The following is a 22,266-nucleotide window of genomic DNA, read 5'->3' on the forward strand; positions in this document are numbered from 1 at the left end:
ATGCAAATATTATATTGGATACTTATTTTTTTGGCAACGTTTTGCTTTATGGAATTTATGGCGTGGTTTACCCATAAATATATTATGCATGGCTTTTTATGGCGTTTACATCAAGACCACCACAAAAAAGATCACGATAGCTGGTTTGAGCGTAACGATGCCTTTTTCATTTTCTATGCAGTTATTAGTATTGGCTTCTTTTTACTTTGGAAATACACCAGCTTCTGGCCTGGTTTACCCATTGGTTTAGGTATTTTTGCTTACGGATTCTGCTATTTTATGGTTCATGATATTTTTATTCATCAGCGTTTTAAAATCTTTAGAAATGCGAATAACTGGTACGCTAAAGGAATTCGAAGAGCTCATAAAATGCATCATAAACACATTGGAAAAGAAGACGGGGAATGCTTCGGAATGCTGTTTGTTCCGTTTAAATATTTCAAACAATAAACCGAATGACCTACCTCTATTTACTGCTAAACTTAGGCTCACTCTCGGTTCCGTTTTTGTTTAGTTTTCATCCCAAATTAAAATTCTACAAGCACTGGAAAGGCTTGCTTTTAGGTATTCTTGCCGGTATGCTTTTGTTCATTCCGTGGGATGTTTTTTTTACCATTAACCAATACTGGGGATTTAACCCAACGTATTATTTAGGGAAAACCATTTTCGGACTTCCAATTGAAGAATGGCTGTTTTTTATATGTATTCCATACGCCTGCGTGTTTACGCACTACGCTTTATTATACTATTTTCCGAATTTAAAACTGAAGAAAAGAACAACCAAACTCATTAGTTACCTGTTGATTTTCCTGTTTTTTGCAGTTACTATTTATAACACAGACAAATGGTACACACTCATTAATTTTGGTGTCGCCACCATATTAACAACTGTGATTATAACTAAATCTCCGGATATTTTACAAAGCTACCTTTTAACGTTTTTAGTAATGCTCATTCCTTTTTTTATTGTGAACGGTATTTTAACAGGAAGCTTTATCCATAATGAAGTGGTTTGGTATAATGACCATGAGAATTTGGGCATAAGAATGTTTACTATTCCTGTTGAAGATAGCGTTTATGCATTTTCTTTAATTCTACTGAATTTATACATCATTAAACTTTTTGAAAACCGAAAAGTTAATTAACCACATTAACGGGATTTCCGTTTAGAAAAGACTCCAAATTATCAATGGCAGTTGTCATTAATCGGTTTCTTGCGGCTTTTGTTGCCCAGGCAATATGAGGTGTTATAATACAGTTTTTAGCTTTTAGCAAGGGGTTATCAGCAGCAATAGGCTCCTTTGAAACTACATCGATAGCTGCGCCAGCCATTTTCCCTGAATTTAAAGCTTCAGCTAAATCTGCTTCAACTACCAAACCGCCTCTTGAGGTATTGATTACCATTACACCGTCTTTCATTTTATTAATGTTGGTTTTATTAATAATACCCTCTGTTTCTTCAAACAACGGACAATGCAAACTTATAATATCAGACTTCGCCAACAATTCATCTAACTCCACAAATTTTAAGGTTTCAGACTCAAACTCTGGTTTTGGTGTTCGACTATAAGCCAGAATATTCAATCCGAATGCCTGCGCCATTTTAGCTGTCGCCTGCCCTATTCTACCAAAACCAATAATTCCCAAGGTTTTCCCTTCCAATTCAATTAAGGGTGAATTCCAAAAACAAAAATCAACCGATTTTGTCCATTCTCCAGACTGAACCGCATGATTATGATCACCCACATGATGACATAACTCTAAAAGTAACGCCATGGTAAACTGCGCCACAGCTGTTGTTCCGTAAGATGGAATATTGGTTACTGTAATCCCTAATTCATTGGCTTTAATCACATCTACAACATTATATCCAGTAGCTAAAACACCTATATATTTTACATTTGGCACTTGTTTTAACACATCGACTGGTAGCGGCGTTTTATTGGTAAAAACAATTTCAGCATCACCAATAGTTTCAATGATTATTTTTGAATCGAAAGCAGTTCGGTTATGTACTTCAAGGTCTCCAAACTGAGAAATTCCTTCCCAATTTAAATCCCCGGGATTTAAGGTATATCCATCTAAAACAACTATCTTTTTATTCATTTTCTGATGCTTTTAATAAATTATCTATTGTTCCTCTAACCTTATCACTATTCCAGTTGGCACTTCGACTTTCATCAATAATAATTTGTCCCGACTGATCTATTAAAAAAGTTCGAGGAATAGTCGTTACATCAAAATATTCAGGGTATTGACTTGCGGGTTGATATACTTTAAACGTATAGTTGTTATCTTTTAAAAACGTATTGATTTCAGTGAAATCGTCGCTGGTAACAAATAAAAATTCCACTTTATCTTTATAATCATCATACAATTTTTGCATGCTTGGCATTTCGGCAATACATGGCGGACACCAGGTTGCCCAAAAATTAATCAGAACAACTTTTCCTTTCGCAGATTGAAAATGATAAGTTTCCTGATTTTCATCTTTTAACAACCAATTATAATCTGAAATAGTTTTTAAATCACCGGTCGATTCTAACGACGGACCGAACATAGCAATACCTTTTTGTAGAAACACTTGAATAGGTTTACGCGTTTGCGGAATAATTAAAAGTCCGATTACTATAAAAAATACTATATTTTTAAGTTTTGATTTAGAAATAGCCATGAATGCTGAAATAATTTAGAACTGTAAAGCTAAAAAATAAGAAATGGAAGCTATTCACTTTTACTTAAAATTTAACGTTTCAGCATTAAATTTTAAGCATAAAAAAACCTCCATTGTTGGAGGTTTTCAATATCGTAAATTCGATTTCTATTTTTCTTCCGTAGAAACTGTTTCTTCTTCAGCTTCAGCAGTTAAATTTTCTAAAAGACCGTGCTTTTGTAATAAGTTATACCACTGAATTACTTTTTTAATATCACTTGCATACACGCGATCTTCATCATAATTTGGTAAAACTTCAAAGAAATACTCTTCTAATTTATCTTTACTATCCTTTGGAGAAACCGATGTTTGTCCTCCGTTTTCTTTAGCTTTAATATTTTCAAAAACCTGTCTTAAAGGCACTTCTTCCTCTAATGTATAAATAGCGATTTCACTTAATACACTAACGTTTTGCTGAATACCTACAGATATACGCTTGTTATCTACTAATGATTCTGCAACAAAACCAGCACGCGTTTGAGCTACTAAATTGTATAACCCCGGTTTTCCTGCTATTGAAAGTACTTTATCTAAACTCATAACTTATTTTTTGAAAGTCGCAAATATCAACTGTTTATTGATGTCTTGCAAATATTATCGTTTCTTTTTTTGGGCTGGAAAACGCATTCTGTAATCCACATTTATTTTCCCCTTAGAGATGTTTGCCAAACGGCCTTTTATTAAACGCTTTTTTAAAACCGATAATTTATCGGTAAACAATACGCCTTCAATATGATCGTATTCGTGCTGAATAACACGCGCTATCAATCCGTCAAAAACTTCAGTTTTTTCCTGAAAATTTTCATCTAAATATTCGATGGTTACTTTTGGTTTTCTATAAACATCTTCACGCACATCTGGAATACTTAAACACCCTTCGTTAAATGCCCACTCTTCACCTTCTTCCTTTACAATTGTGGCATTAATAAATACGCGCTTAAAGCCTTTTAAAACCTCTTGTTCTTCAGCTGTTAAATCTTCATCTTCAGAAAAAGGTGTAGCATCGATAACAAATAAACGAATTGGTAAGCCTATTTGTGGCGCTGCTAAACCTACACCATAGGCATTATACATGGTTTCAAACATATTATCGATTAATACATTTAAATCCGGGTAATTCTGATCTATATCTTCTCCTACTTTTTTCAAAACAGGATCGCCATAAGCTACAATAGGTAATATCATTTGTTGTTATCTGTTATATTTTGTGCAAAAATACGATTCTAAAAAATAAAACCTGTTAAAGAAAAGCATAAAAAAACTCCCTAAATAATAGAGAGTTTAAATTATATGGGGATTTATATTTATTTTGAAATCACAATTTTTCGACTAATTGAAGTATAATCTGTTCCAATTTTCACTAAATACAATCCGTTAGACAACCCTGAAATATTAATAATTTTAGAAGTTTTGCCTTCAATGCTATCAGTTAACACTAATTTACCTGTAATATTGAAAACTTCTATTTTCGCTGTAGTACTGAAACCAAAAGCAAGCTCAATTTCATTTCCTTTAAATACAGGACTTGGATAAACTTTTAAATCTTTACCCATTGCTTCAAAGGCTTCTACAGGCAACGTTCCTCCTGAATAAGAACAAGTGTTAGTAAAACCTGACTCGACAACAAAACCCTGACCTGAAAGTGCACCTCCAGATCTTAAAGTATACGTTGCAACAGTGTTTGAACAAGCTCCGTCCTCTTTTGAAAATGTAGAGGTATTAGAAGTAATATTGTCTCTAACAGTAAGTGTAGCTGGCATAGAAGCACAATCAATTGGGTTGTTAGGATAATAAAATACAATTGTATTTCCGTCCTGAATGGCCCCTCCTGCTTCAGGACAGGGTTGAGCATACATTTGATTAGCGCCAAATAAGGCGATTAAGAATAAAAAGTAAATTTGTTTCATAAATAAATGGTTTAGTGTTAGTATATTAAATTTAAACATTTTTCATTAAACCATAACTCCTTCATCATTTTGAATACAAATAGCTCTGTAGGATTAGTGTCGCGCTTATCTCATCAATAAGTGCTTTATTTTTTCGCTGATTTTTTTTAAGTCCACTATCTATCATGGTTTGAAAAGCCATTTTGGATGTGAAACGTTCATCAACTCTATAAACTGGTATATTTGGGAATTGTTTATTTAATTTTTCTAAAAAGGGAGCAATTAGTACTTCACTTTCTGAGGCCGTGTTATCCATTTGTTTGGGTTCTCCAACAACAAATAACTCTACATTTTCTTTACTGGTATAATCTTTTAAAAATGACAGCAGTTCGCTGGTATTAACGGTAGTTAATCCTGAAGCAATGATTTGTAACTCATCGGTAACTGCAATTCCGGTGCGTTTAATTCCATAATCGATTGCTAAAATTCGGGCCATAATTCAGGGTTTAAACAAAAATAGTATTTTATAAATACATACTGTAAGAAATATGTGTTATTTCAATAAAAAAAAGAGCCTCTTTATTAAAGTGGCTCTTTTTAACTTAATCTTAAAATATCAACACTCAAAAAACTGAGCCCTATCTTTATGCTTTTTCAGCTTTATTCATTTTAGGAAATAATAAACTTAAATTATCTACATTTCTCGTTTTATTGAAATACTTTCTAATATCACTTGTCGATTTAGCAACCGCCTCTCTAATCTCTGAAGCATCAATAAATAACACTTCACTCTCGTTGGTATTATCAACTGAAGGAGTAACAACTTCTTTATTACCATTCGAAACATTTGAAGTTTCATTAGTGTTTTGAGCACCAACAAAAGAAACTGAAAATAAAAAAACGATTAGTATGTAGATATTTGTTTTCATCTTGATTTGGGTTGAATTACACTTCAAAGATATATTGACACTAAAGGCTTTACACAAAAAAATAGTTGTATAACGTCGTATTTTCGATTATTAGAAGAGCCACATATTTTCATCGACAAACAGATAAAAAGACTGATTTATCAGACTAAAAACACGCAAAATGCATTTAATCGGTAATTATTTTTTATTCAACAGACAAAACGGCAAAAATCCGAATGAAAAACCTCCGATAAACGGCATCAATTTTCTCTTGTCATGAATCGATTTTAATTATCATTCATCCCTCTTTTTTAAGCATTACATATTATATTTGTGCAAAATTTTATTACTGATGACAGAATTAAGAGAAATTATTGAACAAGCTTGGGACAACAGAGACCTATTAAAAGATGAAAACACAACATCTGCAATTAGAAAAGTTGTTGACTTAGTAGATAAAGGAGAATTAAGAGTAGCAGAACCTATTGAAAACGGTTGGCAAGTAAACGAATGGGTAAAGAAAGCCGTAGTGTTATACTTCCCTATTCAAAAAATGGAAACTATTGAATGTGGCCCATTAGAATTCCACGATAAAATTCCTTTAAAAACTGGTTATGCAGAAAAAGGTATTCGTGTAGTACCTCACGCTGTTGCAAGACACGGTGCATACATTTCTCCGGGTACTATTTTAATGCCAAGTTACGTTAATATTGGTGCTTATGTAGACGAAGGTACTATGGTTGATACATGGGCAACTGTTGGTAGCTGTGCGCAAATTGGTAAAAACGTTCACCTGTCTGGTGGTGTTGGTATTGGTGGTGTATTAGAACCTTTACAAGCTGCCCCGGTAATTATCGAAGATAACGTATTCGTTGGTTCTCGTTGTATTGTTGTTGAAGGTGTACGCGTTGAGAAAGAAGCTGTATTAGGTGCTAATGTGGTATTAACTATGAGTACTAAAATTATTGACGTTACTGGTGACGAACCTGTTGAAATGAAAGGTCGCGTTCCTGCTCGTTCTGTGGTTATTCCTGGAAGCTACACGAAAAAATTCGCTGCTGGCGAGTACCAAGTACCATGTGCTTTAATCATTGGAAAACGTAAAGAAAGTACAGACAAGAAAACATCTTTAAACGATGCACTTCGTGATAACGATGTAGCAGTATAAAACTATTTTAAGTTAAAATGCTTCTCTAAGGCTTGCCATTGAGAAGTATTTTTATCTTCAGATACATTTTCTTTCTTTAAAGAAACTTTTTGAGTCCCCATAATAGGTATTGTATCCTTTACTGGGGACTCTACTTTTTTACAGCCTACCCCCTCTACTAAAGCTACAGCCTTAAACCATAAATCATCAGCCTTTGGTGCCAACTCCAAAAATAATTTGTCATTTCTAATTAAGTCTGAAAATTGTCCAGCTGGATATAATATCCCTTCCGATCCGATTGGTAAATATGATTTTTCATCTTTAGTATCACCACACACCCATTGTTTGTAAGGTAAAAGTATACCTTCATCATCATATTTTATACAACGTACACGATGCGCAACGACACAATCAGGATATTTTTGATGAGTTTCTACAAGTGATTTTAACCAGTTATTATCATAAATAACATCATCATCACAAGTAACAACAGGTAAATTTTCAAATAACTCTAACGAATGAATAAGTTTTTTATGTGAGCAATGAAGTTTCGTTAATCTAATTTGAAAAATATCTCCTTCAAGTTTTTTTAAGGATTGTGGTATTTGAGACCGCATGTCTTCATTAATCCATAAAACAATATGGCGGGGACGAACACTTTGCGATAAAACACTTCTTATAACCAAGTGTACTTTAGATAATCGATACGGAATAGTTGTTAATGATACTACAACAGGAAATTCATTTCCTTGTTTCGTTTTTATCTTTTCAGCAGAAAGTAAACTTAGTTTACAGGTCTCTATTAAAGACACTGGAATTTCTTTTAATTTCATTAACCCTATTTTTTAATTCTTTAAATTGCCCAAGCTAGTTTCCGGAATTTCGGTTTAGCTCCAATTGTCTATTTTTTATTAATCAATTCCTAATTATTATCCCTCTGAAAATAATCTACATATAATTAATTGGAAAATCTTATCGGATGTTTCAAACTTACCTTATAAACTAAGTTAATTAATACTGAAATCTAGTCCTCTTGATTTGCTTTTCATTAATCCAGTTTTCAAAATCAAAGTACAAATCTGAAATTTTAAATAATTTAGTTCCTCCAAGAGCCTGAGTTTGTTTCTTTTTAAAAGTCTCAAAAAGAGCAACATGCTCGAAAGCCCCAAGGCTATCAATAGCTTTTGCTCCAAAGGAAAGTTTATTCTTGAACGGTAATTTATGAAAATCTTTAATTATTTTATCATCAACACGTTCCCTATCACTAATAATAAAATAAAAATTATCTAAATCGAAATTTTTCATCATTCTGTTTTTCCTACGGCACCATTTTTCTGAAGCTTCATCTTCTGAGGTATAATGTGAAAAATGTAATTCAATATCTCCCAATTTTGCAACAGGATACGTTTTTTCTCGATCCTTGTAAACCGACTCTTCTACAAAAACCAATTCTTCATTCATATACCTTTTAAAATCCTGAAGCAGTTTTAAATAACAGGGACCATATAAAAACATCCCTACAAAAGGTGTGTTATAAGGGAGTCCAAAACTCTTATAAACCTGACCTCCAAAACAATTATTGGCAATTATTACAAAATCTGTATTTTTCAATAAAGAAACATCTTTATTTTTAAACTGTTTGTTAATTTTCCTCCTGATAAAAAATTCAAAATGCAAAAAAAGCGCTTTTACTTTTACCCAGGAAAAACGAATAACTGCAAGTTTTAATAATACCATTCCTCAATTTGTTTTAATTATTATGAACCTCCATTGAAGTTCGATAATACTTCCCTTTTGAAGCTTAATACAGAGCTAAAACTAAAGCCATATCTCAATATTTACGGCATAGCTTTTAGTAAGCACTACTTTACTTCATCGAACATATTATTATGTACGTTAAAAAAGACAAGTTAGTCTTTCTTAATTCCGTAATTAGTCCAGCTAAGTTTTTGCTCCTTTGTGGTAGCTCGAATGGCTAAATTTTTATTAATGGATTCCTGATTTTTGTATCCTCGTGGATGATCTAAATGCAAACAAATAGCACTATATCGAATTTGCTTCGATTTTATACCTAAATTAAACAAACGTTCACCCAACTCACGATCTTGTCCTCCGTACTGCATACGTTCATCAAAACCATTAACAGCTAAGATATCCGATTTCCAACCTGAAGCGTTATGACCATTCCAACTTGCATTGGTTGGTGTTAATTTGTTTAGTAACCTTTCTTTTATCCCTGAAGCGGTTAACTTATTATTCTTAAATGAAGATTTTAACCCGTTAGATTTTAACCAGGATATTTTAAAACAATCCTGAGATAAAATATCTACTTTAGTTATGCTTTCTGAAATAGACATTGGCAACATAAAATACCCGCCTGACAGGAAGTAACCCTTTTCTTTATTTTTAATATGTACCTGAACATAATCTTTTCTAGCAAGGCAATCGCCATCACTCATTAAAATATAATCGGCATTACATTTTACAATGGCTTTGTTTAATATTTGTGATTTTTGAAATCCGTTATCCTCATGCCACACATGAATAATAGGATAATGCACTTGTTTTTGCATACGCTCAATTAAATCAAACGTCGGTTGTTTTGAACCATCATCAGCAATTACAATTTCAAAATCTTTAAAAGTCTGTGCTTCATAACTCCATAGCACTTTTTCAAGCCATGCTTCAGAATTATAAGTACTAATGATTATTGATATTTCCGGTGTTTTATTCATGCTTTGTAATTCCAAACTTTGTTGTCTTATGTTTTTTAGTTTTTGTCTCTTTTCGAATTGCTTTATTTCGGTTTATCGCCTCCTCATTTTTATAAGGTCTATCATGATGCAAATGTACACAAATAGCACTATATCTTATTTGCCTGAATTTAATTCCACAATTCACTAAACGCTCACCAATCTCTCTGTCTTCGCCTCCATACTGCATACGTTCGTCAAAACCATTAACATTGAGTACATCCTGTTTCCAACCTGAAACATTCATTCCATCGAAGGTCGCTTTTGTTGGTGTAAATGTATTTAGAAACCAGGCTTTTCGTCCAGAAGCTGTTAACTTGTTCGTTTTAAATGTTTTTTTCAATCCGTGTTCCAAAAGCCAATTTAAATGGAAACAATTTTGATTTTCTATATCTTCTTTTGAAATCGCTTCTGAAATGTCCTGTGGAAGTTTAAAATATCCGCCTGATAAAAACGTATTTGGTTTGCGTAATGCTAAATGAGTTTCTACAAAATCGTTTCGCGGAATACAATCACCATCAGTAAAAATAAGGTAATCTGAAGACGTTTTTAAAATGGCTTTATTCAGAATTTTAGTCTTCTGAAAACCCTCATCCTCCTGCCAAACATGTGTTATTTTAAGATTTGAATCCTGAATAAAACGCTGGATAAGATTCTTTGTAGATTCCCCTGAACCATCATCGGCTATTACGATTTCAAAATTCTTTTCAGTCTGAATTTCATAACCCCAAAGCACTTTTTCTAACCAATCGGGCTGGTTATAAGTACTTGTGATTACTGATGCTTTTAGTATGCTCATTGCCGCAAAAATAACTATTTTTGACGAACCTTAAATAAAGAATATGATTAAACTATCTGGCGTTATTATTACATTTAACGAAGAGCGAAACATTGAAAAATGCTTACAATCGTTAGTTAATGTGGTTGATGAAATAGTTGTTGTAGATTCCTTCTCTACCGATAACACTAAGGCCATTTGCTTGAAATATAATGTGAAGTTTGTTGAACAAAAATTCTTAGGTTATATAGAGCAGAAAAACTTTGCACTTACCCAAGCCAGTAGCGATTATATTGTTTCTTTAGATGGTGATGAAGCTTTATCGGAAACACTTCAAAAATCTATTCTGGAATTAAAAAACAACTGGATATTAAACGGATATTACAGTAACCGCTTTAATAATTTCTGTGGACAATGGATAAAGCATTCCGACTGGTATCCTAATAAAAAGTTACGCGTTTTCGACAGACGAAAAGCAGAATGGAAAGGTATTAATCCGCATGACAATGTTGTGATGCATAATGCAAACGAAAAAACTGGCTATTTAAAAGGTGATATTTTGCACTGGACGTACCAAACATATTCAGAATTCAATTTAAAAACCGAACATTTCTCAAGTATATCCGCGAAAGCTTATTTCGATTTAGGTAAAAAGTCGTCAATTTTGAAAATACTATTCAATCCTACCTGGGCCTTTTTTAAAGCTTATTTTTTAAGATTAGGATTTCTAGATGGTTTAAATGGCTTTGTAATTTGTATACAAACGGCCAACATTACATTCTTAAAGTACACCAAACTAAGAGAGTTAGAAAAACAAAAGCGTTAATTTTTCTTCCAGAACTTAAGTTTCTTCATTAAGCGTTTTTTCTTGTGAAAACGCTCCTGAAAATCTTCGGTTTCTTTCCACATAAGCAGGAATACTTTGTCGTAATCATAACCCGAACATTTGGCATATTCGTCACTCATGACTTCCACCATCGCTTTATGAATGGTCAAACGTGAAAAATTCTTAATTCGGGTTTCAAAATCTAAAACCCCGAAATTCATTCTATTTAAATCCACCAAATAAAATCCGTACGCATCTCCTTCTTTTCTAATTAGTGTATTTCCAGGAGAATGATCTAAAAAGTGAATTCCCTTTTCATGTAAACCAAAAGTAAATCTCGTAAATGCTCTTAAAATTGTATCGTAATCAGGATAATCAAACTGCGTGGTTAGTTCCCTATATGTTAAATCGCAATCTAAATGCTCGCTAACATAATAGCTTCGTTTGAATAAAAGTGACGAAGTTTGTTCTAAATAAGCAATCGGTTTTGGTGTACCAACCTCTAAATTAATTAGCTTATTTGCGTACTCAAAAGAACGTTGCGCTTTACTTTTTCTGAAAAATTTATATGCTATCTGATTAAAAATATTTGGAATTTTAAATGCCTTAATATTTAAAACTTCACCTTGAAACGGGAATATTTTAATCGTATTCCTATCCTGATTCCCTATCACTTCACCATCATTTCCAAATCTTTCAATAAGATTTTTAATCTCGTTCTTCGGGTATTGAACATCGTTTACAGTGATAAATTTCTCTGGCATTTTAACTAAATTTATATCGTTTGCAAATGTAAGGTTTTAAAGGTTTAGTCAAAGTAATTTAACGGATTTGAATTAATTCTATATTTTTGCCAAACTTAATAAACCCGCAATGTTTAAGCATTACCTTATAACAAGATTCAATCTAAGACATCCTAATTGGAAATCAACCAAAAATAACGAATCCTTATTGAATGATGCCTGGATGACGCACAGAATGGAATTATTTTCAAATTTCTGTTTACCAAGTGTCGCCGCGCAGACAAACAAAAACTTTAAATGGATTATTTTTTTTGATATTACTACCACACCTGCATTTAAAGAACAGATTTTAAATTTACTTAAGCCTTATAAACACTTCATTCCTCTTTTTATTGACGGCATGGATCAATTTTCTCCTGAAATCATAAATTACATTGATGAGGATGCCAAAAATGTAGATTATATTATTTCTTCGAGAATTGATAACGACGACTGTATTCATAAAAATTACATAAATGAAATTCAGTTAAAATTTAATTATCAAGACTTTTTAGCGATTGATGTTATAAAAGGATATTCATTACAAATTTCTCCTAACTTTTATCTAGGAGAAAAAATGCATCTTTTCAATCCTTTCATCAGTTTGATTGAATCTAAAAAAAATTACAAAACGGTATTTCAAGGCACACATGCCAATTGGAAAACAGAACGACGTATGATGCGAATTTCTGACAAACCTCTTTGGTTATCTATCATACATGATAAAAATAAAGTAAATGAATTTGACGGATATAACCACGTAGAATGGAAGGATATTAAATCAGACTTTGTGCTTAGCGAAACCATGGATACCAAAATTGAAAACAACATTACCCCTTTTAAAGAGTGGAGATTTCTGAGTTTTAAAAACAAAATACACGGGAATTTTGTTTTATTAAGTAAATTAATGAAAATAAAAATTGGCCTTTATAATCTAAAAAAATAATAAGATGCAAGCTGAAATAAATAAAGCCCTTGAAGTTCTTAAAAACGGAGGTTTAATTCTTTACCCTACCGATACCGTTTGGGGAATTGGCTGCGATGCCACTAACCCTGAAGCGGTTAAAAAAGTTTACGAACTTAAAAAACGTGAAGACAGCAAAGCCCTTATTTGCTTAGTTGCCGATGATCGCATGCTAAAAAAACACGTAAAACAAGTGCCTTTAGTTGCCTTAAATATTATTGAAGTTACCGATAAACCAACGACAATTATATACGACGAAGCTCAAAATTTAGCTGAGAATCTTATAGCCGAAGACGGCACGATTGCCATTCGCATCCCTGATGATGAATTCTGTTATCAATTAACCAGAAGATTAAACGGTGCTATCGTTTCTACCTCGGCAAATATTAGCGGGGAACCTACACCAAAATCATTTAAAGAAATAAGCCAAGAGGTTTTAAAAGGTGTAGACTATGTTGTAAATTTGCACCACGAAAAAAAATGCGACAAGCCTTCATCAATTATTAAATTGAGTAACAATGGTGTCGTAAAAATTATTAGACCTTAAAACACCTATTTTCATATTCTAGATTTCAAGTGGAATACTTGAGAATTAGCATTTTGAAATTTGATGATTATGAATCATAAGCAAGCTTTAGAGCACAACATATTTAAAGTAATTTCTCAATCTGCCAAAGAATTAAATCTCGACAGCTACGTAATAGGTGGTTTTGTCCGTGATTTTATTTTACAAAGGGGGAGCGCAAAAGACATTGATGTCGTTACTGTTGGCGATGGTATTAAATTAGCTAAACAAGTTGCAAAAAATTTACCTAACAAACCTAAAGTACAGGTTTTTAAAACCTACGGCACCGCCATGTTGCGCTACGACGATATTGAAATTGAGTTTGTTGGTGCCCGAAAAGAATCTTACGACGAAAACAGTAGAAATCCGGCCGTAGAAAACGGCAGTCTTGAAGACGATCAGAATCGTCGTGATTTCACAATCAATGCTTTAGCTCTAAATTTAAATGAAGACGAATTCGGAAATCTTTTAGATCCGTTTGGTGGCATTCAAGATTTAGAAAACAAAATCATTCGCACACCTTTAGATCCTGATATTACGTACAGCGACGATCCATTACGTATGATGCGTGCCATCAGGTTTGCAACACAATTAGGGTTTAGAATTGAAGATGAATCTTTAAACGCGATTACCAGAAATAGCCATCGTATTGAAATAATCACCAAAGAGCGTATAATAGTAGAACTGAATAAAATTCTTGAAAGTGATAAACCTTCAATAGGTTTTCTCCTTCTTGAAAAAACAGGATTACTACCTTACATCCTTCCTGAACTTATGGCTTTAAAAGGCATTGATGAAGTTGAAGGACAACGTCATAAAGATAATTTCTATCATACTTTAGAAGTGGTTGATAATATTGCTGAAAACACAGATAATCTTTGGTTACGTTGGGCAGCCTTATTACACGATATCGGAAAAGCACCAACGAAAAAATTCAGTAAAAAAGTAGGCTGGACGTTCCATGGTCATGAATTCGAAGGGTCTAAAATGGTTTACCGCTTATTTAAAAGACTTAAAATGCCTTTGAATGATAAAATGAAATTCGTTCAGAAAATGGTGTTTATGAGTTCACGTCCTATTGTATTGGCTCAGGATATTGTTACCGATTCTGCTGTGCGTCGTTTAATCTTTGATGCCGGCGATTTTGTTGAAGATTTAATGACGCTTTGTGAAGCTGACATTACAACTAAAAACCCGAAAAAATTTCAGAAGTATCACAACAACTTCAAAATTGTTCGTCAGAAAATTGTTGAAGTTGAAGAGCGCGACCATGTTCGAAATTTCCAACCACCAATTTCAGGTGAAGAAATTATGGAAACTTTCAACTTAAAACCTTCAAAAGAAATAGGAATCATAAAAGAGACTATTAAAGAGGCCATTTTAGAGGGAGAAATTCCTAACGAATATGAAGCAGCTTACAATTTGATGCTTCAAAAAGGAGAAAAATTAGGTCTTATTGCTATAAACAAATAGGCCTTTCAGCATCAAAAAGCTATGAAAACAAAAGACAATAAAAGTGTAATTTACTGGTTACTATCGGGATGTTTACTTATTTTCATTATGGTTATTGTGGGAGGCATTACCCGATTAACCGATTCCGGATTGTCAATCTCTAACTATAAGTTAATTACCGGAACCATTCCTCCTATTGGAGATCAGGAATGGCATGAAGCTTTTGAATTATACAAACAATACCCAGAGTACCAGAAATTAAATAGCCATTTCACTATAGACGATTTTAAATCCATTTACTTCTGGGAGTGGTTTCACCGTCTTATTGGTCGAATTATAGGTTTGGTTTTCATTTTTCCATTCATCTATTTTCTAATCAGAAAACAGTTAACAAAAGCGACCATTAAAAAGTGCATTGTCCTTCTTGGTCTAGGTGGTTTTCAAGGTTTTTTAGGCTGGTATATGGTTAAAAGCGGACTAGTGGATATGCCTGACGTGAGTCACTTTAGATTAGCAGCTCATTTAATTACAGCTTTCATCACGTTTGCGGCAACGCTTTGGGTGGCCTTAGATTTAATTTATCCAGATAGAAAACCTACGAATAAACCTATGCGAAATATAATCGGTATTGGGTATTTGGTATTGGTTCTTCAAATAATTTACGGAGCCTTTGTTGCTGGATTAAAAGCGGGATTGTTACACAATCACTGGCCTTTAATGAATGAGGGGCAATTTATTCACTTTAGTGCTTACGTTTTAGAGCCGTTTTATAAAAACCTTATTGAAAACCCGAGTGGTATTCAATTTGTGCACAGAACAATCGCTTACCTGGTTGTATTTGCAATTGGTCTTATTTGGTGGAAATCTAAAAAGTTCAATTTAACAGCATTACAACAAAAAGGTATAAACAGTTTAATTCTTTTAGTTTTCGTGCAATTTGCTTTAGGTGTGTTTACTATACTTTTACAAGTACCTTTGTGGTTAGGAATTGCACATCAAATTGGTGCATTTTTCCTGCTAAGCGCGATGACATTTACCTTGCATAGGTTCACTAAATAATTGAAAAAAAACATACCTTTGCACTTTAATTTTTTACAATGATTTACAGATTTAGAGTTATACTTGATAACGATCTTGAAGAGGATGTATTCCGCGATTTAGAAATTCGTGAAGACGACACACTTGAAGATTTACACAATACCATTACACAATCTTTCGGGTTTGATGGCAATGAAATGGCTTCATTTTATTTAAGTGATGACGAATGGAACCAAGGTGAAGAAATTTCGTTATTCGATTTAAGCGACGACAATTCGGCTCGCCTAATGAATGAAACTTCTATTAATGATACTGTAGATCAATCTCGTACTAAACTTATTTATGTGTACGACTTTTTAAGTATGTGGACATTCTTTGTGGAGTTAGCCGAAATTGTTGAAGAATCTGAAGGTGTAGACTACCCTAACCTAATGTTTGTTCACGGACAAATTCCAGATACAGCTCCGGAAAAAAGCTTTGAAGCTGATGATGATTTTGACGATTTTAACGACGAGTTCGAAGACGGATTTGACTTCGACGATTACGACGGCTTAGACTTCGACGAAAACTGGAACTAATATAATAATCCGTTAAAATTATTTAAATTTTAACGGATTTACATTTTCATAATTATGGGTTAAATATTCTAGAGACTTCTTTAGAATATTCCCCATAGATTTACACTTTTTAAAGCCCACATCTAAAGTATAATCGTATATTTTAGACTTTAGCAACTTTATATTTTCTTCTTTAGAAATAACATCATCTTCCATACACTCCAAAAGTGAACCTATGCGATTATGATAACTTTTTAATCGTTTTACCAATATAGAGCGCTCTTCAATCTTGTATTGATCGATTGATAATTTCTGAAACGTCTCAGAAACCAGCTCAACCATTTTTAAATTCTCTTTAAAAAACTGCGGACGGTAAATATTAAACTTGCCTTCGTAAGATTGCTGATCGAAATCTATCGCTCTAATCTTATACACAACATGATCAAAATCGTGCGTTGGCACAATAACATAGTTATACGAACGCATATCACCTAAAAGTCTAATCATACAGCGCTCGTTAAATTTAACAAATTCCTTAGCTATCTGCGACTTTTCAGATTTATCACATTTGGGTAAAAAGTTTTTAATGAATTCATCACCAGGAATTCCGGCTATATGTTCTTCAATCAACGTGTCTTTATACACCAGAAAATTTAAATTATATGGCGATAACATATGCTCTAACTCCAAACCATAAATACGTGAGGCATCAGCCTTTTTAATATAGAAATACGTAAAATTATCATTCAGGATATTTCTAACCTTAATTCTAAAAGGCTTTGAATTTCCAAACGTACAGTAGTCAATCGCATCAACACTTAAAAACGGAAAGGTGTTTTCATTACCATCAGAATGCAAAATGGTGTAAACTTTTTTCAAAGCATTTTCAATCTCCTCGCGTTCATAATCATTGTAATAAACCCGAATCCAAAGGGTATCATTATCGTCTTTGTCATATACCACAATAGATCCCTGAAAACGCAACAAATCGTCATAAAATATAGGTAACTTTATGTTTCGGTTATATTCTGCTAAATACGCATCAAGCTTTTCGGTAATAGGGTAAGAAGGTTTCTTTTTTGAAATAATTAAATCGTTCATATGCATTTCGTTCCTGTCAAATCACGGTATTAATTTACTTATTTTATTTTAAACCTGTAACAAAATATGGGCTGTATCGTCATACTTTTAAACTAACCCATGCTGCGGCATAAAACTAAAACATTTGGAACCAATACTTACCATTAATAATCTCACCAAAAATTTTGGTCATTTAACGGCAGTAAAAGACCTCTCATTTACCATAAATAAAGGCAATGTATACGGCATTTTAGGCCCTAACGGCAGTGGAAAATCTACAACCCTTGGTATTGTTTTAAATGTCGTTAACAAAACCAGTGGGGATTTTAAATGGTTCGACGGAAACACCTCAACTCATGACGCCTTGAAGAAAGTTGGCGCTATTATAGAACGCCCAAACTTCTACCCTTATATGACAGCGACTCAAAATCTGAGTCTGGTATGCAAAATTAAAGGAGTCAACTTTGATAAAATTGATGAAAAACTGGAAATCGTAGGGCTTTTAGAGCGTAAACACAGCAAATTCAGCACCTATTCTTTAGGTATGAAACAACGTTTGGCCATTGCTTCTGCTCTACTTAACGATCCTGAAATTTTAATTCTAGACGAACCAACAAACGGGTTAGATCCTCAAGGTATTCACCAAATACGCGAAATTATTAAGCAAATTGCCGAAAAAGGCACAACCATTCTTCTCGCATCGCATTTATTAGATGAAGTAGAAAAAGTGTGTTCACACGTGGTGGTGCTTAGAAAAGGCGTGAAATTATATTCTGGCCGTGTAGATGAAATGATTTCTAGTCATGGCTTTTTTGAGTTGAAATGTGACAATCAGGAGGCTTTAGTTTCTCTTTTAGAGAATCATAAATCCTTTTCAAACATCAAGATTAAAGATAATTTAGTTACAGCATTTTTAAATGAACCTATGGATAGCGGTACGTTTAACCAACACCTTTTTAATAACGGTATTGTGCTTACCCATTTAGTACAACGTAAAGAAAGCCTGGAAGAGCAATTTTTACAATTAACCGATAAAAACTAACCGCCAAAACCTGTATTATGCTTCGTTTATTAAATTTAGAATTACAAAAACTATTACTGAATCGCACCAGCAAAGTTTTAATATTTATTTCCTTCATTCTACCATTTTTTGTTATCCTGTTGTCCTCTTTAAAAATTAATGTTTTCGGTTTTTTCACTTTAGAGCTAGGTGAATTAGGAATTTTTAATTTTCCAATAATCTGGCACTTAACCACATTTTTCGCCTCGCAATTTAAATTCTTCTTTGCTATTGTAGTAGTAAGTATGATTGGCAACGAATACAGTAATAAAACCATAAAGCAAAACCTGATAGACGGACTTAGTAAAAAGGAATTTATACTTTCTAAATTTTACGCCATTGTTTTCTTTTCAGCGGTTTCAACAATTTTAATCGCATTAATTTCAATATGTATTGGTCTATATTATTCTAGCTATAACGAATTTAATATCATCATTAGAGAAACCAGTTTTCTGCTAGCGTATTTAGTAAAACTTATCGGTTTCTTCAGTTTATGTTTATTCTTCGGCATGTTAGCCAAACGTTCGGCATTTGCATTAGCCTTTCTATTTATACTTTTTATTTTAGAATGGTTAGGATTTGGTTTATTAACCTGGCAATTCAATATGGACATTGCCGAAAGTATTCAGAACTTTTTCCCTTTAAAATCGATGTACAAATTAATAGACCAACCGTTCCAACGCATTGCCATAACTAAGTTTCCTGATAAAGGTGAACTTATGTATGATTACGCTGTGCATTGGCATGAAATAGCTATAGTTTTGGGTTGGACAGCACTTTTCATCTTTTTATCGTACAGACTGTTAAAAAAGAGAGACTTATAACATTCTTTTAATAGATTTGTTATGATATGGTGAAGAAAATAGCAACTCTATTAATATTTTTAAATACCTGTTTTAGTTTTAGTCAAAGTGAAGCCTCGAACTGGTTTTTTGGTGATAATGCAGGTATTCGGTTTAACCGTGACGGAACAATCTCAGAACTAACTAACGGACGTCTTAGCACCACGGAAGGTTGCGCGACTATTTCTGATGCTAACGGCAACCTGCTATTCTATACAGATGGTGTTACAGTCTGGAATAAAAACCATACTGCTATGCCAAATGGTTATGGACTTTATGGAGATTCATCGAGTACACAATCGGCTATTGTAGTACCTCAACCAGAGAACCCGGACATTTATTATATTTTCACGGTAGACACCTCGGTTGGCAGAAATGATCCCGACTACGGATTTAACTATTCTATTGTTGATATGACTTTAGATTCTGGACTAGGAAACGTTACCATTAAAAATTCCAGATTACTATCTAACTGTTCTGAAAAAGTCACAGCGGTGGTTAAAGATTGTGTAAGCCAATCCATTTGGGTTATTACTTTTGCCCCAGACAGAACAGAATTTATTGACACCTTTTATGCTTATGAAGTGAGTACTACAGGGTTAAATACAACACCTGTTAAGTCCGCTTTCGCAACAGATATTCAAGATAAAAGAGGGTATTTGAAATTATCGCCTGAAGGAACAAAACTAGTTTGCGCCAATGGACAATACGGCCTTTTTTTATATGATTTTGATAAAACAACAGGAATCGTTAGTAACGAAATTCCAATTAACATTAATTTTTCTTTAAACAGTCAAAAGCCTCAAGTGTCTTACGGTGCAGAGTTTTCTCCGAGTAGTGAATTACTTTATATTACCTCGTATTACGAAACTACCGAAGAAGAAGGCTTCAACCCTATATACCAATATGGTGCTTTATTGCAATACGATTTAACGGCTCCAAACATTAGTGCTTCAGAAGTGGTTTTAGACCACAGCCAAACCTATAGAGGCGCCTTACAGTTGGGGCCGAACGGTAAAATTTACAGAACTATGAATAGAAGTTACAATATCGGTCTTCCGTATCTTTCTGTAATTAACACTCCTAACAATAAAGGCACAGCCTGCAATTATACGCATAGTGCTCTGCAAATCAGCCGAAATGGGCGCCAAGGCTTACCACCTTTCATCACCTCGTTCTTTTCTCAAAAGATTGATATTATTGGCTATTCAGATACATTCTCTATTGAACTTGAACTATGTGAAAATGACACATATACTTTAAAAGCGCCCGAAATTCCTGGAGCCACCTATATCTGGTCGTTTAACGGTCAAGAAATTTCAAATACCGATTATTTTTTAGATGTAAATGAAGGAGGCGTTTATAATGTGTTTATTGATCCAAATACAGGCGAATGTGACAAAACTTTGGAGGGTGTTGCTAACGTTATTTATAATGAAAATCCCGTTGCTTACGATTATAAACTAACCCAGTGCGATGAAGACGGTATTCAGGGTGGTTTTACCAGATTTAATTTAAACGAAGCCACTTCTTACCTTACCGGAAACAATGAAAATCTAGCGGTTGAATTCTATTTGGATGCATCTCTTACTCTCCCAGTTACAACACCTGAAGACTTCAATTTTGATGCTGAAACCCCACAACCTGTATATACCAAAGTCTATAATAAAAACACAAATTGTTTCGATATTTCAACGCTAACACTAGAGGTAAGCTTAACTCAAATTCCAGACTTTACGGCAACACCTCAATGTGATGAACTCTATTCGGAGGACGGTTTGAATACTTTTTATCTAAATGATATCACAACTGAATTACAAACAACAAATAATATTTTATCCTCGAGTATAACCTTTTACGAAACTTACGAGGATGCCCTATTGGAACAAAACCGTTTAAATTCAATTTATAACAATACAACACCATATAATCAAACTATTTACTCGAGAATTGAAAACGACAACAGTTGCTTCGGTATTAATAAAATCTTCCTTTCAGTCAATAAAATTCCGGAAGTTGAAGCTGAAGACTACAGACTGTATTGTTTAAATAGTTACCCGCAAACCATAATAATTGATGCAGGTATGGTTAACGACAATCCCGATAATTACACATATTTATGGTCAACAGGGGAAACCACTCATGACATTGCTATTAATCAACCTGGCATTTATACGGTTGTTATTAGCAATGCTGCTGATTGTAGCAAGGAAAGAACTGTGACTGTAGAAGCATCTAATATCGCAACAATAGACAATATTTTAGTTAAAGACGCTTCAGAGAATAACACAATAACAACTGTTGTTTCGGGAGAAGGACTTTATGAATTTGCTTTATATGATGACAATAACATACTTGTAACCGACTATCAGGAAAGCAATGTATTTACAAACATTAGAGCAGGTATTTATAAAGTTTATATCAAGGATGTAAAAAATGATTGTGGCATGGTTTATCAAAGTGTTTCTGTTATTGGTTTCCCTAAAGTATTTACACCCAACAACGACGGATTTAATGACACCTGGCAGGTTTACGGGACATCAGACATGTTTCAGCCTAATTCAAAAATTCAGATTTTTGATCGCTATGGAAAATTATTAAAAGAATTAACGCCTTTAAATGGTGGCTGGGATGGCAGTTTTAATGGCAAACAACTTCCTAACGATGACTACTGGTTTTTTGTAACGCTTCAGGATGGTAGGATTTTCAAAGATCACTTCACCTTAAAACGCTAATATTTAACCTAATAATAATGCATTTCATCGTATTTTCTTTGCGTTTCATCTGAATTTTAGCTACTTTTCACAGGTTTAAAACCAAGTTTTAATTAAACCCACACCCAAACGAAATCAAGTGACTAAAAGCCTTAATACCTGCCTTAGCTTATTCCTGATATTTTTCGGATATAATCTTAT

General features: G+C 33.5%; 25 protein-coding genes. 12 read left to right on the forward strand and 13 right to left on the reverse strand.

Annotated elements, in window-relative coordinates:
- Both R1X58_RS00280 and R1X58_RS00285 read left to right on the forward strand, forming a co-directional pair.
- Positions 1-450, forward strand: a complete 450-nt coding sequence (locus tag R1X58_RS00280; RefSeq protein WP_240570979.1) for a sterol desaturase family protein — start codon at positions 1-3, stop codon at positions 448-450.
- 5 nt (positions 451-455) lie between these two features.
- On the forward strand, positions 456-1,145 hold the full coding sequence (locus R1X58_RS00285) for a lycopene cyclase domain-containing protein (protein ID WP_240570982.1): 690 nt from the start codon (positions 456-458) through the stop codon (positions 1,143-1,145).
- Here R1X58_RS00285 and R1X58_RS00290 read toward each other — a convergent pair.
- The 7 genes from R1X58_RS00290 to R1X58_RS00320 all read right to left on the reverse strand — a co-directional run bounded on the left by R1X58_RS00290 (position 1,138) and on the right by R1X58_RS00320 (position 5,528).
- Positions 1,138-2,106: a D-2-hydroxyacid dehydrogenase gene (locus tag R1X58_RS00290; RefSeq protein ID WP_240570984.1), complete on the reverse strand. Its 969-nt coding sequence runs from the start codon at positions 2,104-2,106 to the stop codon at positions 1,138-1,140. The genes R1X58_RS00285 and R1X58_RS00290 overlap by 8 nt on opposite strands.
- Complete coding sequence (locus R1X58_RS00295) at positions 2,099-2,674, reverse strand: TlpA family protein disulfide reductase (protein WP_240570986.1); 576 nt, start codon at positions 2,672-2,674, stop codon at positions 2,099-2,101. Before R1X58_RS00295 ends, R1X58_RS00290 begins: the two co-directional genes overlap by 8 nt.
- A gap of 147 nt (positions 2,675-2,821) precedes the next feature.
- Positions 2,822-3,253, reverse strand: coding sequence for a DUF5606 family protein (locus tag R1X58_RS00300; RefSeq protein WP_240570988.1), 432 nt, complete (start codon positions 3,251-3,253; stop codon positions 2,822-2,824).
- A 54-nt stretch (positions 3,254-3,307) separates the two neighbouring features.
- Positions 3,308-3,898 carry a peptide deformylase gene (def, locus tag R1X58_RS00305; protein ID WP_240570990.1) on the reverse strand — a complete coding sequence of 197 codons (591 nt, stop codon included), beginning with the start codon at positions 3,896-3,898 and terminating at the stop codon, positions 3,308-3,310.
- A gap of 119 nt (positions 3,899-4,017) precedes the next feature.
- Positions 4,018-4,620, reverse strand: a complete 603-nt coding sequence (locus tag R1X58_RS00310) for a T9SS type A sorting domain-containing protein (protein ID WP_240570992.1) — start codon at positions 4,618-4,620, stop codon at positions 4,018-4,020.
- 64 nt (positions 4,621-4,684) lie between these two features.
- Positions 4,685-5,095, reverse strand: a complete 411-nt coding sequence (gene ruvX / locus R1X58_RS00315) for a Holliday junction resolvase RuvX (protein WP_240570995.1) — start codon at positions 5,093-5,095, stop codon at positions 4,685-4,687.
- A gap of 148 nt (positions 5,096-5,243) precedes the next feature.
- A complete protein-coding gene (locus R1X58_RS00320) occupies positions 5,244-5,528 on the reverse strand; it encodes a hypothetical protein (RefSeq protein ID WP_240570997.1) in 285 nt (94 codons plus the stop codon).
- Positions 5,529-5,859: 331 nt separating this feature from the next.
- On the opposite strand from R1X58_RS00320, the gene R1X58_RS00325 reads away from it, so the two are divergent.
- Positions 5,860-6,675: a 2,3,4,5-tetrahydropyridine-2,6-dicarboxylate N-succinyltransferase gene (locus tag R1X58_RS00325; RefSeq protein WP_240570999.1), complete on the forward strand. Its 816-nt coding sequence runs from the start codon at positions 5,860-5,862 to the stop codon at positions 6,673-6,675.
- A 2-nt stretch (positions 6,676-6,677) separates the two neighbouring features.
- Here the strand turns inward: R1X58_RS00325 and R1X58_RS00330 are convergent, their stop codons facing one another.
- The 4 genes from R1X58_RS00330 to R1X58_RS00345 all read right to left on the reverse strand — a co-directional run bounded on the left by R1X58_RS00330 (position 6,678) and on the right by R1X58_RS00345 (position 10,206).
- The gene (locus tag R1X58_RS00330; protein ID WP_240571001.1) at positions 6,678-7,487 is read right to left on the reverse strand and encodes a glycosyl transferase; all 810 of its coding nucleotides are present in this window, start codon (positions 7,485-7,487) and stop codon (positions 6,678-6,680) included.
- Between the two features lie 178 nt (positions 7,488-7,665).
- Positions 7,666-8,391 carry a DUF1919 domain-containing protein gene (locus R1X58_RS00335; protein WP_240571003.1) on the reverse strand — a complete coding sequence of 242 codons (726 nt, stop codon included), beginning with the start codon at positions 8,389-8,391 and terminating at the stop codon, positions 7,666-7,668.
- 173 nt (positions 8,392-8,564) lie between these two features.
- Entirely contained in the window at positions 8,565-9,389 is an 825-nt protein-coding gene (locus tag R1X58_RS00340) for a glycosyltransferase family 2 protein (RefSeq protein ID WP_240571005.1), read from the reverse strand.
- Positions 9,382-10,206 carry a glycosyltransferase family 2 protein gene (locus R1X58_RS00345; RefSeq protein ID WP_240571007.1) on the reverse strand — a complete coding sequence of 275 codons (825 nt, stop codon included), beginning with the start codon at positions 10,204-10,206 and terminating at the stop codon, positions 9,382-9,384. Before R1X58_RS00345 ends, R1X58_RS00340 begins: the two co-directional genes overlap by 8 nt.
- A gap of 43 nt (positions 10,207-10,249) precedes the next feature.
- Between R1X58_RS00345 and R1X58_RS00350 the strand changes: the two genes are divergently transcribed.
- Positions 10,250-11,011: a glycosyltransferase family 2 protein gene (locus R1X58_RS00350; RefSeq protein WP_240571009.1), complete on the forward strand. Its 762-nt coding sequence runs from the start codon at positions 10,250-10,252 to the stop codon at positions 11,009-11,011.
- Here the strand turns inward: R1X58_RS00350 and R1X58_RS00355 are convergent.
- Positions 11,008-11,775 carry a lipopolysaccharide kinase InaA family protein gene (locus R1X58_RS00355; RefSeq protein WP_240571011.1) on the reverse strand — a complete coding sequence of 256 codons (768 nt, stop codon included), beginning with the start codon at positions 11,773-11,775 and terminating at the stop codon, positions 11,008-11,010. The two genes, R1X58_RS00350 and R1X58_RS00355, sit on opposite strands and share 4 nt — an antisense overlap.
- A gap of 109 nt (positions 11,776-11,884) precedes the next feature.
- Here R1X58_RS00355 and R1X58_RS00360 point away from each other — a divergent pair, with 109 nt between their 5' ends.
- From R1X58_RS00360 to R1X58_RS00380, 5 genes are all read left to right on the forward strand, one after another.
- Positions 11,885-12,739, forward strand: a complete 855-nt coding sequence (locus R1X58_RS00360) for a glycosyltransferase (protein ID WP_240571013.1) — start codon at positions 11,885-11,887, stop codon at positions 12,737-12,739.
- Positions 12,740-12,743: 4 nt separating this feature from the next.
- Entirely contained in the window at positions 12,744-13,304 is a 561-nt protein-coding gene (locus R1X58_RS00365; RefSeq protein WP_240571015.1) for an L-threonylcarbamoyladenylate synthase, read from the forward strand.
- 69 nt (positions 13,305-13,373) lie between these two features.
- Positions 13,374-14,795, forward strand: a complete 1,422-nt coding sequence (locus tag R1X58_RS00370; RefSeq protein ID WP_240571018.1) for a CCA tRNA nucleotidyltransferase — start codon at positions 13,374-13,376, stop codon at positions 14,793-14,795.
- A gap of 21 nt (positions 14,796-14,816) precedes the next feature.
- Positions 14,817-15,833 carry a COX15/CtaA family protein gene (locus tag R1X58_RS00375; protein ID WP_240571021.1) on the forward strand — a complete coding sequence of 339 codons (1,017 nt, stop codon included), beginning with the start codon at positions 14,817-14,819 and terminating at the stop codon, positions 15,831-15,833.
- 38 nt (positions 15,834-15,871) lie between these two features.
- Positions 15,872-16,390, forward strand: a complete 519-nt coding sequence (locus R1X58_RS00380; protein ID WP_240571024.1) for a plasmid pRiA4b ORF-3 family protein — start codon at positions 15,872-15,874, stop codon at positions 16,388-16,390.
- A gap of 18 nt (positions 16,391-16,408) precedes the next feature.
- On the opposite strand, the gene R1X58_RS00385 is transcribed toward R1X58_RS00380, so the two are convergent.
- Positions 16,409-17,470: a hypothetical protein gene (locus tag R1X58_RS00385; RefSeq protein WP_240571027.1), complete on the reverse strand. Its 1,062-nt coding sequence runs from the start codon at positions 17,468-17,470 to the stop codon at positions 16,409-16,411.
- Between the two features lie 124 nt (positions 17,471-17,594).
- Here R1X58_RS00385 and R1X58_RS00390 point away from each other — a divergent pair, with 124 nt between their 5' ends.
- The 3 genes from R1X58_RS00390 to R1X58_RS00400 are packed head-to-tail and all read left to right on the forward strand — an operon-like array spanning position 17,595 to position 22,086.
- The gene (locus R1X58_RS00390) at positions 17,595-18,491 is read left to right on the forward strand and encodes an ABC transporter ATP-binding protein (RefSeq protein WP_240571030.1); all 897 of its coding nucleotides are present in this window, start codon (positions 17,595-17,597) and stop codon (positions 18,489-18,491) included.
- A gap of 17 nt (positions 18,492-18,508) precedes the next feature.
- Positions 18,509-19,333 (forward strand): ABC transporter permease, encoded by an 825-nt coding sequence (locus R1X58_RS00395; RefSeq protein ID WP_240571034.1) that lies wholly within the window; start codon positions 18,509-18,511, stop codon positions 19,331-19,333.
- Positions 19,334-19,359: 26 nt separating this feature from the next.
- Positions 19,360-22,086, forward strand: coding sequence for a T9SS type B sorting domain-containing protein (locus R1X58_RS00400; RefSeq protein ID WP_240571046.1), 2,727 nt, complete (start codon positions 19,360-19,362; stop codon positions 22,084-22,086).
- The last annotated feature ends 180 nt before the right edge of the window (positions 22,087-22,266 follow it).

It is taken from the genome of Aestuariibaculum lutulentum, assembly GCF_032926325.1.
GTDB classification, from domain to species: domain Bacteria; phylum Bacteroidota; class Bacteroidia; order Flavobacteriales; family Flavobacteriaceae; genus Aestuariibaculum; species Aestuariibaculum lutulentum.

Coding starts and splice junctions, on each gene's coding strand:
- R1X58_RS00310 (WP_240570992.1), bottom strand. CDS start 4,620: ATGAAACAAATTTACTTTTTATTCTTAATCGCCTTATTTGGCGCTAAT.
- R1X58_RS00295 (WP_240570986.1), bottom strand. CDS start 2,674: ATGGCTATTTCTAAATCAAAACTTAAAAATATAGTATTTTTTATAGTA.
- R1X58_RS00395 (WP_240571034.1), top strand. CDS start 18,509: ATGCTTCGTTTATTAAATTTAGAATTACAAAAACTATTACTGAATCGC.
- ruvX (WP_240570995.1), bottom strand. CDS start 5,095: ATGGCCCGAATTTTAGCAATCGATTATGGAATTAAACGCACCGGAATT.
- R1X58_RS00365 (WP_240571015.1), top strand. CDS start 12,744: ATGCAAGCTGAAATAAATAAAGCCCTTGAAGTTCTTAAAAACGGAGGT.
- R1X58_RS00400 (WP_240571046.1), top strand. CDS start 19,360: ATGGTGAAGAAAATAGCAACTCTATTAATATTTTTAAATACCTGTTTT.
- R1X58_RS00355 (WP_240571011.1), bottom strand. CDS start 11,775: ATGCCAGAGAAATTTATCACTGTAAACGATGTTCAATACCCGAAGAAC.
- R1X58_RS00385 (WP_240571027.1), bottom strand. CDS start 17,470: ATGAACGATTTAATTATTTCAAAAAAGAAACCTTCTTACCCTATTACC.
- R1X58_RS00340 (WP_240571005.1), bottom strand. CDS start 9,389: ATGAATAAAACACCGGAAATATCAATAATCATTAGTACTTATAATTCT.
- R1X58_RS00300 (WP_240570988.1), bottom strand. CDS start 3,253: ATGAGTTTAGATAAAGTACTTTCAATAGCAGGAAAACCGGGGTTATAC.
- R1X58_RS00285 (WP_240570982.1), top strand. CDS start 456: ATGACCTACCTCTATTTACTGCTAAACTTAGGCTCACTCTCGGTTCCG.
- R1X58_RS00375 (WP_240571021.1), top strand. CDS start 14,817: ATGAAAACAAAAGACAATAAAAGTGTAATTTACTGGTTACTATCGGGA.
- R1X58_RS00330 (WP_240571001.1), bottom strand. CDS start 7,487: ATGAAATTAAAAGAAATTCCAGTGTCTTTAATAGAGACCTGTAAACTA.
- R1X58_RS00370 (WP_240571018.1), top strand. CDS start 13,374: ATGAATCATAAGCAAGCTTTAGAGCACAACATATTTAAAGTAATTTCT.
- R1X58_RS00350 (WP_240571009.1), top strand. CDS start 10,250: ATGATTAAACTATCTGGCGTTATTATTACATTTAACGAAGAGCGAAAC.
- R1X58_RS00380 (WP_240571024.1), top strand. CDS start 15,872: ATGATTTACAGATTTAGAGTTATACTTGATAACGATCTTGAAGAGGAT.
- R1X58_RS00335 (WP_240571003.1), bottom strand. CDS start 8,391: ATGGTATTATTAAAACTTGCAGTTATTCGTTTTTCCTGGGTAAAAGTA.
- R1X58_RS00290 (WP_240570984.1), bottom strand. CDS start 2,106: ATGAATAAAAAGATAGTTGTTTTAGATGGATATACCTTAAATCCCGGG.
- R1X58_RS00280 (WP_240570979.1), top strand. CDS start 1: ATGCAAATATTATATTGGATACTTATTTTTTTGGCAACGTTTTGCTTT.
- R1X58_RS00360 (WP_240571013.1), top strand. CDS start 11,885: ATGTTTAAGCATTACCTTATAACAAGATTCAATCTAAGACATCCTAAT.
- R1X58_RS00320 (WP_240570997.1), bottom strand. CDS start 5,528: ATGAAAACAAATATCTACATACTAATCGTTTTTTTATTTTCAGTTTCT.
- R1X58_RS00345 (WP_240571007.1), bottom strand. CDS start 10,206: ATGAGCATACTAAAAGCATCAGTAATCACAAGTACTTATAACCAGCCC.
- R1X58_RS00325 (WP_240570999.1), top strand. CDS start 5,860: ATGACAGAATTAAGAGAAATTATTGAACAAGCTTGGGACAACAGAGAC.
- def (WP_240570990.1), bottom strand. CDS start 3,898: ATGATATTACCTATTGTAGCTTATGGCGATCCTGTTTTGAAAAAAGTA.